Source organism: Paracoccus binzhouensis (assembly GCF_016446475.1).
GTDB lineage: Bacteria > Pseudomonadota > Alphaproteobacteria > Rhodobacterales > Rhodobacteraceae > Paracoccus > Paracoccus binzhouensis.
This window is the reverse complement of the sequence record NZ_JAEHFP010000161.1, coordinates 1-7,754: the sequence shown is the minus strand read 5'-3', so window position 1 is coordinate 7,754 and position 7,754 is coordinate 1. Positions and strand designations below refer to the sequence as shown.

The 7,754-nt window shown below is 60.4% G+C and carries 7 protein-coding genes and 3 pseudogenes; 7 read left to right on the top strand and 3 right to left on the bottom strand.

Going from position 1 to position 7,754, the window contains the following annotated elements; genetic code table 11:
• Positions 1-731: 731 nt before the first annotated feature.
• The 5 genes from I9P22_RS22335 (at position 732) to I9P22_RS22315 (ending at position 3,497) form a co-directional block, all read left to right on the top strand.
• The gene (locus tag I9P22_RS22335; protein WP_199262239.1) at positions 732-1,355 is read left to right on the top strand and encodes a plasmid mobilization protein; all 624 of its coding nucleotides are present in this window, start codon (positions 732-734) and stop codon (positions 1,353-1,355) included.
• A gap of 97 nt (positions 1,356-1,452) precedes the next feature.
• Positions 1,453-1,752, top strand: coding sequence for a BrnT family toxin (locus I9P22_RS22330; RefSeq protein WP_199262237.1), 300 nt, complete (start codon positions 1,453-1,455; stop codon positions 1,750-1,752).
• On the top strand, positions 1,730-2,056 hold the full coding sequence (locus tag I9P22_RS22325; protein ID WP_199262235.1) for a BrnA antitoxin family protein: 327 nt from the start codon (positions 1,730-1,732) through the stop codon (positions 2,054-2,056). Before I9P22_RS22330 ends, I9P22_RS22325 begins: the two co-directional genes overlap by 23 nt.
• A 57-nt stretch (positions 2,057-2,113) precedes the next feature.
• The gene (locus I9P22_RS22320; protein ID WP_199262233.1) at positions 2,114-2,302 is read left to right on the top strand and encodes a hypothetical protein; all 189 of its coding nucleotides are present in this window, start codon (positions 2,114-2,116) and stop codon (positions 2,300-2,302) included.
• Positions 2,303-2,537: 235 nt separating this feature from the next.
• Complete coding sequence (locus I9P22_RS22315; RefSeq protein WP_199262231.1) at positions 2,538-3,497, top strand: IS481 family transposase; 960 nt, start codon at positions 2,538-2,540, stop codon at positions 3,495-3,497.
• A 346-nt stretch (positions 3,498-3,843) separates the two neighbouring features.
• Here I9P22_RS22315 and I9P22_RS24700 read toward each other — a convergent pair.
• The 3 pseudogenes from I9P22_RS24700 to I9P22_RS22305 form a co-directional block, all read right to left on the bottom strand.
• Positions 3,844-3,993 (bottom strand): annotated as a pseudogene (locus I9P22_RS24700) (IS110 family transposase); the annotation flags it as partial.
• Between the two features lie 10 nt (positions 3,994-4,003).
• A pseudogene (locus I9P22_RS24695) lies at positions 4,004-4,252 on the bottom strand (transposase); the annotation flags it as partial.
• Positions 4,253-4,347: 95 nt separating this feature from the next.
• A pseudogene (locus I9P22_RS22305) lies at positions 4,348-4,656 on the bottom strand (transposase); the annotation flags it as partial.
• A gap of 284 nt (positions 4,657-4,940) precedes the next feature.
• Between I9P22_RS22305 and glf the strand changes: the two are divergent.
• Together glf and I9P22_RS22295 are read left to right on the top strand one after the other, a co-directional pair.
• Positions 4,941-6,068: a UDP-galactopyranose mutase gene (glf, locus tag I9P22_RS22300; RefSeq protein ID WP_199262226.1), complete on the top strand. Its 1,128-nt coding sequence runs from the start codon at positions 4,941-4,943 to the stop codon at positions 6,066-6,068.
• Positions 6,065-7,708, top strand: coding sequence for a glycosyltransferase family 2 protein (locus tag I9P22_RS22295; protein ID WP_199262224.1), 1,644 nt, complete (start codon positions 6,065-6,067; stop codon positions 7,706-7,708). The genes glf and I9P22_RS22295 overlap by 4 nt, the downstream gene beginning before the upstream one ends.
• The last annotated feature ends 46 nt before the right edge of the window (positions 7,709-7,754 follow it).

Sequence of the window (7,754 nt, the reverse complement as noted above, 5' to 3'; positions counted from 1 at the left end):
CCTGTGGGCTGAAATGACCGCCCAACTTGCCGCATGAGACAATCAGCGAAGTTTCTGGCCAGTCAGTGAAAACAACCTGACAATGCCGTTGCGCATGTAGACCCCCCGCGCCACCTCGGCGGGCAGCACGGTCGCAGTCTGGTCAAAGGCCCGGTCGCGGGCAACGTCGAGTGTCTTTCCCATAGGCCACAAATTTCAACCCAATGCGTGGCCTGTCAACGGGTAATTTCCGCCCGAAACGTGGCTTTTGCGGCCCGAAACGTGGCTTTTGCGGCCCGAAACGTGGCCGATAGGCGTGTAAGGCATTGAGATTAAACGGTTATTTTTCACTGAACTTATAGAACTATTAGAACAAGAAGGGCTGCGCCCATTTTTTCGATGAGATTTGGGGCAGAATCCGGGACCGGACAGCCCAGATTTCCGCCGTAGTGCCGGTTGTGAGGTCGGATCATGCTGGGGAGACGAGGGGTGCTTTCCCACCCGCCACGCCGGTCGCTCGATACCTGTGGTCTCGCTCCCTCTGCGGCTGTCGCATCGCCCATCCTCTCGGCGGAGAGGATGGCAAGACAGGGGATCGCGCCGCCATTGTCGGCCTCTGCACATGCCCAGATGCGCCATATTGTGAAGTTCAAGGAAGAGACATGGTGTAAATGGCAGGAAATGTAATATGAATACTTTACGCTATTCAAATTCGGATACTTCACACCATGCCAAAGAGAAGATTTCTGCGGTTGGACGCACGACAGCGAGCGAAGCTGAAGGATCGTCTGAAGGCCGGCGACAGCGCTTCCGCACTGGCAAAAGAGTTCGGTGTGAGCCGTCGCACGGTCTACAATTACAAGCTGCGGCTGGCGGAAGCCGAACTGTATTACCGCTCTGCGGTCCTGACGGTTCGGCTCAACAAGGCTGACTTTGCGGCCCTCGATGAACTGGCGAAGAAGCACGGGCTTTCACGGGCCGAGACCGCGCGGCGGGTGCTGTTGCGGGCCGTGGATGTTTACGTTCAGCCCGAGGAAACGTCGCAAGCGATCCACGACCTGACGCAGCAGCTCCTGCCGATCGGCAGAAACCTGAACCAGATCGCGGCTGCCCTGAACGCGGCGGCAAAGCGAGGAACCCTGCGCCTGGACAAGGAAACACAGGCAGCCCTGTCCCGCGTCCGGTCTCTTGCCGATGCGGTTGAGCGGCTAGCTGATGACGTTCGCCACGTCATGGTTGGGCTGGCACGGCTTCAGCGTGCCACCAACGAGAGGATCTTCGCGGAACTGGCAGCGCCGGAGAGGCCCACAGAGGCCCTAGGAGCGCCGGAGAGGCCGCGGGCTGCTGGCGCGTTCAAGCTGAAGCCAAGGCGCTGACTGTAGCCGTAGAGGGAGCGAGACGCCAAGGATCGAGCGACCGGTGCGGTGGGTGGCAGCATGTTGCGTTATTACAAAAAAGTAGTAACATTATCGGATGAAGCTAAGATTCGAATGGGACCCGGAGAAGGCTGACAGCAACCTCCGAAAGCACCGCGTGAGTTTCCCGGTTGCCGCCCGCGCCTTCGCAGACCCATTCGCTCTGGTCGAGCAGGACCGCATCGAGGGCGGGGAATACCGCTGGCAAACGCTAGGTCTCGTGGAAGGCTATCTGTTGCTGCTGGTGGCACACACCGTCTGGGACGACGAGGACGGCGTGGAAGTGATCCGCATCATCTCGGCGCGTCGGGCCGATCCGAAAGAAAGGAAACGCTATGAGCAAAACCGTTCGCTATGAGGTCGATCTGCGCAACCTGCCGCCCCTGACCGATGCGCAGAAGGCCGAAATCGAGGCGCTGGCGGCAATGCCGGAGGACCAGATCGACACCAGCGACATTCCCCCGCTGGACGATGCCTTCTGGAAAAGCGCGGTTCGCAGCCCGTTCTACAAGCCCACCAAGACCGCAACCACGGTCCGGGTAGATTCCGATGTGCTGGCATGGCTCAAATCACAGGGGAAAGGCTACCAGACCCGAATGAACACGATCCTGCGCCGCGCCATGCTGGCCGAGATCGAGCGCACTAACACCGGCAGGAAGTGACCGGCGGCTTTGCGGGGCATTTTGTTTGTAGCTTCAAATGAGAAAGGGGTTGTGCCAATGGCCGACCTGATTCAGCTGATCTTCGAAAACGGAGACATCGTTCGGTGTGCAGACCTTGATGACGCCAAACTAAAGGTAAATCTGCCTGAGGCAGGGCGGGTGGTAGTGGAGATAATCCCCGAGGGAGGAGGAAAAATGATCACTTTGAAGTTTGACAAAGACGCTAACGACTGGGTTCCAGAATAATATTCTGTTATCCTAACAAGGCATTAGCAGGCTGCTAAAAAAGACCGCGACAGGGTGTTTTTCTTCGCGTTCACCGAAAATCGGATCGAACGAAATTTTCCAGCGCGACGAGAGCGCCCCAGAATTGGGTGCTCAGATACCTGATCCGGCGAGCCGGGACTTTTCAGCAGCCTGTTAGGTGTTTGATCCCACGGTTTGATGGTGCGATCCTTTCTTTGGAATGGAAGGATGCCCTATGGGACAAGTTCGTCACGGAAGCGCCACGACCACGCACGCTGTCCGAGCAGCAATACAGCGATCGCAGGCTTCGCTCGCGCAGCTGAGCCGGGAGTTGGGCATCAACCCCAAGACCGTTGCGAAGTGGCGCAAGCGCGCGACGGTCGAAGACTTGAAGACCGGGCCGACAGAGCCTCGTTCGACGGTTCTGTCAGAGGCCGAAGAGGCGGCGATCGTGGCGTTCAGACGGCATACACTTCTGCCCTTGGACGATTGCCTTTACGCCCTGCAGCCTTCGATACCCCACCTGACGCGATCTGCGCTGCATCGGTGCCTGCAACGGCATGGCATCTCGCGCTTGCCTGATATGGAAGGTGACAAGCCGAAGCGGTCGAAGTTCAAACGCTACCCGATCGGCTTCTTTCACATCGACATCGCCGAGGTGCAAACAGCTGAAGGCAAACTATATTTGTTCGTCGGCATCGACCGGACGAGCAAGTTCGCCGTGACCCAACTCGTCGACAAGGCCGACAGGAAGACAGCCTGGGAGTTCCTTCAGCATATGCTCGAAGCCGTGCCCTACTCGGTCCATACCATTCTCACGGACAACGGGATCCAGTTCGCAGAGCAGCCGCGAAACAGGAACACGATCACCTCCCGGCCGATGCGCTTCGACATGATCTGCGAGGCCAATGGTATCGAGCACCGTCTGACAAAGCCCAACCACCCTTGGACCAACGGCCAGGTCGAACGGATGAACAGGACAATCAAGGATGCCACCGTCAAACGCTTCCATTACGAAACCCACGACCAGCTGCGAACGCACCTCGCAGACTTCATGGCAGCCTACAACTTCGCTCGAAGGCTCAAGACCCTCGGCGGTCTCACGCCCTACGAATACATCTGCAAGATCTGGACATCAGAGCCAGACAGATTCATCCTGAACCCGATCCACCAAATGCCGGGACTGAACACCTAGGCTCAGGACTTCGGTAACGGGGTCGTCTTCGGTAACGGGGTCGTCTCAGTCAAGCGGTTTCACGCATGCGCCGTTGTCCGCAGAGCTGCGGTTTCAAGTTTGGTCTGATCGTCGCACGTCTGGCACAGCCACCTTCGTCTGAGATCACCTGGGTGCATGCTTCGGTCCGTGGTCGGCGCGCAGGCCGCCAACATGATGCTGGTTCAATGCAGGTCCGATGTGCCCATCTCATTGGCGTGCTCGATGTGGTTCGGCAACAGTCCTGACCACGGCATCATCGGAACCGCGTCCCATGGGGACCTCGAAGGCCTGCGGTCAGGCAGGCAACGGTGGAGTGCTTGGCCGATCAGGCTGCATGCGGAACCTCAATCTCGGATCGGAAGATTGTGCCGTCAGTCCATATTCGGTGCAGGATCACGCTGATGCGCCGGGCAAGGGCGACCATGGCCCGTTTCGCGCCACGACGGCGCGCGACCTGCACTGCCCATGTTCTCAGCCATGTCGAGCGGCCATCTGTCGTATCGGGTCGCCACACGTCGCCAATCCTTGAGCCTGCCGAACATGATCTCGATGCGATTGCGCCGTTTGTAGCGTCGCTTGTCGTATTTCACGGGCGTCTTGCGCTGCTTTCGGCCGGGGATGCAGGCGCGTATCCCTTTGTCTTTCAACGCGTCTCTGAACCAGTCGGCGTCATAGCCCCGGTCCCCGAGCAGCCATTCCACGTTTGGCAAGCTACCCAGCAAAGCCCGTGCGCCGATACCCGCTCCAGTTCCGCCAGAGTGCCCGGCCCAGGTGCTTCGATGCTCGCAGGATCTCGTTGCGTGCGCGAGCTCCTGCCGTGTCCGGCTTCCAAGGTCTTCTGCCGCCGGGACAGGGGGCTGAAGTCCGGCACGGCCCATCCGAGTCCGGACAGCTCCAGTAGGCTCGCCACGAAACCAGTCGTTTGCCGGAGTGGCAGGCCGAGCAAGACCTTGATGGTAAGACAGGCCTGGATCGCCGCATCGCTGTATGCCTGCTGGCGGCCGCGACGCCCGGAAGGCGCCGCTTCCCATTGCATCGAGGGATCGAACCAGACGGTCAGCGATCCGCGCTGCCTCAGCGCTTGATTGTAGCTATGCCAGTTGGTGGTCTTGTACGGGGTCTTCGCCGGTCTGCTCATGGCCGCCAGCTATCATGCTGGATTCGCGCAGTGAATCCCCCGCCGCATTTGCGCAACAAGGCCGGGCCCCGCAGACCGGAGTGCAAAATCTGCCCGTGACATCGCGGCTTCGTCCGGAAATTCGCCGGTTGCGCTGCTTGCACCTTGTCCCCTGATTTTGGATATGACATCCAGAAGATGTCATTCCGTGGTAGGTGCCCCCCCGGGGTCATCCCCGCGATCCTCATCTAGTTCCTCTGGAGAGGTTTCTGGCAGCAAATGATAGGTATCTAAGGTCTTTCTGCATGCATATTCTTCTTGTCGGCGCAGGACTGTCCTGTGCGGTCATCGGGCGCACATTGGCCGAAGCGGGCCACCGCATCACGATCATGGAGGCCCGGGACCATGTGGCCGGCAACTGCCATACGGTGCGCGACGCGGACACGGGCGTGATGGTGCATGTCTACGGCCCCCACATCTTTCACACCGACGACGAAGAGGTCTGGGACTACGTCAACCGGTACGAGACCTTCCTGCCCTACAAGAACCGGGTCAAGACGACCTCGAAGGGTCAGGTGTTCTCGCTGCCGGTGAACCTGCACACGATCAACCAGTTCTACGGCAAGACCATGCGCCCGGACGAGGCACGCGCCTTTATCGAGGAGCAGGCCGATACCTCGCTCACCGACCCCCAGACCTTCGAGGAGCAGGCGCTGCGCTTCGTCGGCCCCGATCTCTACGAGGCCTTCTTCAAGGGCTACACGATCAAGCAGTGGGGCATGAGCCCGCGCGATCTGCCCGCCTCGATCCTCAAGCGTCTGCCGGTGCGGTTCAACTACGACGACAACTACTTCTTCCACCGCTTCCAGGGCATGCCCGAGAACGGCTATACCGCCATGGTCGAGCGGATCCTGGATCATCCCGCGATCACCGTGCATCTGAACACCGCCTTCACCCGCGCCCAGGCGGATGACTATGACCACGTGTTCTATTCCGGCCCGCTGGACGGGTTCTTCGACTATGAGCTGGGGCGGCTTGGCTATCGCACGCTGGATTTCGAACGCTTCACCTACGAGGGCGATTACCAGGGTTGCGCCGTGATGAACTACGGCGAGGAAGACGTGCCCTTTACCCGCATCACCGAGCACAAGCATTTCGCCCCCTGGGAAGAGCATGAGGGATCGGTGTGCTACCGCGAATTCTCGCGCGCCTGCGGGCCGGACGACATCCCCTACTACCCGATCCGCCAGGTGAAGGAGAAAGCCCTGCTGGCCGAGTACGAGGCGCTGGTCGAAAAGGTCGGGAACGTCACCTTCGTGGGCCGGCTGGGGACCTATCGCTATCTCGACATGGATGTGACCATTCGCGAGGCGCTGGACGTCGGGCGAAAGTATCTGAACAAGGTTGGCACGGGCGAGGCGGCCAGCGCATGATCCGGTCTCAAAACAGCGCTACGGCCCTGACGACCAAGGTTGGGAACACGGACCACCTGATCCTGATGCGCTGCATCGAGGACGATCGCTTTGGCAATCCCGACAAGGTCAACTGTGCCTATCTTAACCGGGCTGCGCCGCATTTCGTCACCTCGGGGCATACGCAGATCCGCAGCTACGATTCCGTGCTGAACGCCCTGCCGGTGGAGCATTATTACCGCATCTGCGGCCTTAAGCAGGTCACCGGCCTAGCGCGCTTCTCGGCTCCGAGCTGGCGACTGCGTATCCTGACCCGTACAGGGAACCTGGCTCCAGTGCTACTGCATGAAGAGGCTGGGGCAGGCGCGGCGGATCTCGCCCTGCCCGTCGCCCTGAGCCACAAGCCGTATCGCTTATATTTCGAACTGAGCTGGGAGGGTGATCTGTCGGTCGACCTTCTCGCCTGGAGCGCGCCGAAACCGGCCAAGTTGCAGCCCTTGGGGGTGTCAATCACCACCTACAATAAGGCCGCCTATCTGCTGCCCAACCTTGCGACCCTGGCCGAAAGCGCGGCCTATGGGGCGGGGATGCTGGACATCCTAGTGGTCAATAATGGCGATCCGCTGCCCGAAGCCCCCGACGTGGCAGAGGTCAAGCCGCTGCCCAACGTTGGCGGTACTGGCGGCTTTCTGGCGGGACATGCCCATTTCAAAAAAAAGGGATACCGCCATTTCGTCATCATGGACGACGATATCGCGATCCTGCCTGATTTCATCGACCGGCTTTATGCCATGTCTTGCTTCGCCCGTGGCATGCACGTGGGCACCATGGCCGAAATCCTGAACACAGCCGGACGGATCGTGAAGGAGCAGGGGGCCAACGTTTCAGCCTCCCACACCTTCGGGATCGACTTGATCAACCCCTTCACCGATCTACAGGGCTGGGACCGCCACCGTGTCTATGGCTTCTATGAGGCTGATTTCAGCGGCTGGTGGAGCCTGATGGTGGATCTGGACGGGCCGCCCCCGGCGATGCCGGAAAAGCAGTTCATCAAGCGCGACGATATCATGTTCGGCTATGAAAGCCGGCGCCAAGGCATGGCGACCATCGTGCCCCCGAATCTGGTGGTGGCCCATGGCGAAGAGGGCGCGCCAGCCTATTACTACTATGACATCCGAAACGACCTGATCCTGCGGGCCCGCAACGCGGATCATTTGAGTCTGTCGCTCAAGCAGCTGGTGCGCATCGCAGGCTACCTGATGCTGAGCCTGCAGCTGGACCGCCAGAAGATGTTCAACGCCGCCCTGACAGATTTCCTGGCCGGACCGGCGGCGCTGCAGGCCTCGGACATCGGCCAGACGCTCAAGCGGGTGCGCGCCATGGCTTCCCGGCCGCAGCCCATCCCGCCGCAGCCCAAGGCGCTGACGGCCAGGGATCTTGCGCAGGAGGCGGAAGCCAGCGATCAGAGCCGGAAACAGGCTCGGCCCCGCCTGGGCGGCGGCGACCGGCCGCCCCTCCGCGCGCTGCTGCGCGACTGGATCACGCCCTCGGCCTGGTCGACCCCGGATCCGCTGCCGATCGTGGAAAGCAACCCGCTTCTGCACGCACGCGGGCAGGGCGGCACTGTCAGGTTTTTTGAACTTTCCGAATATTCGGGGTAGATTTGCGAATGATCCTCTCGCCTGACCCTGCCCGGTTGAAGGGCCA

Bases quoted from the DNA above. Each gene is read 5' to 3' on its own strand.
- I9P22_RS22330 (WP_199262237.1), top strand. From the start codon at position 1,453: ATGAAGCTAAGATTCGAATGGGACCCGGAGAAGGCTGACAGCAACCTC.
- I9P22_RS22325 (WP_199262235.1), top strand. From the start codon at position 1,730: ATGAGCAAAACCGTTCGCTATGAGGTCGATCTGCGCAACCTGCCGCCC.
- I9P22_RS22320 (WP_199262233.1), top strand. From the start codon at position 2,114: ATGGCCGACCTGATTCAGCTGATCTTCGAAAACGGAGACATCGTTCGG.
- I9P22_RS22315 (WP_199262231.1), top strand. From the start codon at position 2,538: ATGGGACAAGTTCGTCACGGAAGCGCCACGACCACGCACGCTGTCCGA.
- glf (WP_199262226.1), top strand. From the start codon at position 4,941: ATGCATATTCTTCTTGTCGGCGCAGGACTGTCCTGTGCGGTCATCGGG.
- I9P22_RS22295 (WP_199262224.1), top strand. From the start codon at position 6,065: ATGATCCGGTCTCAAAACAGCGCTACGGCCCTGACGACCAAGGTTGGG.